The organism is Thiolapillus sp. (assembly GCF_048562965.1).
Taxonomy (GTDB): Bacteria; Pseudomonadota; Gammaproteobacteria; order Chromatiales; family Chromatiaceae; genus Thiolapillus; species Thiolapillus brandeum_A.
The window spans coordinates 1-1,182 of the sequence record NZ_JBHNMF010000885.1; the positions used below are offsets into that span (position 1 = coordinate 1).

A 1,182-nucleotide genomic window follows, 5' to 3' on the forward strand; every position below is an offset into this window, starting at 1 on the left:
ATGGATGAGCACCACGTCGTCGCGTCCCTTGCTGACGGTGTGATCGAAGGTGATGGGGCGTATCACGCCCGTATGGGGGTGGCTCAATCCTTCCGTGCAACGTGCCCAGGAACCAGACAGTGCTGGCATCTGGAAGACCGTACCACTCGGTGCACCATCAAGTTCGATGGGCCTCAGAGGTGGTTTCTCGGCCAGCTCCAGGCCGACCACGACGGTCTGCAGGATACGCTCTGGCGTCAGATGAAAACCCTTCCTGGTCTCATCCAGTCGCTGGCGTAATTTGGCCACACGTTCCTGGAGCTGGCGCTCGGATCTAACGTACTTCTTCGCCTTGTCGATCCTGTACTCGGCTTCTCGGGTATTCAGTTTCGGCAAGGAGCCTTCGATCAGCCCCGCCATCTGGGGTGCGATCACCGGATTGACACTGCCCATGTCCGCGCGCATCGATTCCAGTTTCTCGAGGGCACGAATGATATCGGCCTTGTGGCCGCCCACGGGATCGTCGGCAGCATCACCGCCATCCACGGGGTGCCAGATCAGCACCTCCTTCTCCTTCTGACCATAACGATCCACACGTCCGTTGCGTTGTTCCATCACGTTGGGGTTGTAGGGGATCTCCAGGTGAATGAGCCGATTACAGTGGTTCTGCAGGTCGATACCCTCGGAAGCAGCATCGGAGGCCAACAGGATGCGCACGCTGGCTTCGTCGGGACTGGCCTGGAAGGCAGCCTTGACCACTTCGCGTTCGTCCTGATCCATCCCGCCATGGATGATCGCCAAGCGCTCACCCCCGTAGCCATGAGAAGCCAGGATCTCTTCCAGCCATTGGTGAGTGGTGCGATATTCGGTGAACAGTATGACGCGATTCCGGTTCCATTCCCCATCATCCTTCAGATTTTCCTCGATCCAGTCGATGATGGTCATCGCCTTGGCATCGGCACGGTTGCGCTCCCTCTGAGCCCATTGGCGTAGCTCGTCGAGCAACTGACGCTCCTTATCGGTCAGGGGCGCACAGCGCCTGGTGGCCACCTCCACTGCTTCTTCGTGTGCCTGTTCGACCTGGGCATCGTCGGCATAGTCCTCCTCGGCCTTGAGGATGGCCTTGCGCAGGATACGATCCGCCAGCGGGTCGGTCTTCTCCATCGGTCTATCGCTGGTGAGGGTGTGGAAATGCTTCTCTAG

General features: G+C 59.2%; 1 protein-coding gene. It reads right to left on the reverse strand.

The window, feature by feature from the left end; translation table 11 throughout:
- The coding region (locus ACOCD2_RS20880; RefSeq protein WP_305801440.1) for a helicase-related protein at positions 1 to 1,143 on the reverse strand (1,143 nt) is incomplete at its 3' end.
- Between the last annotated feature and the right edge of the window lie 39 nt (positions 1,144 to 1,182).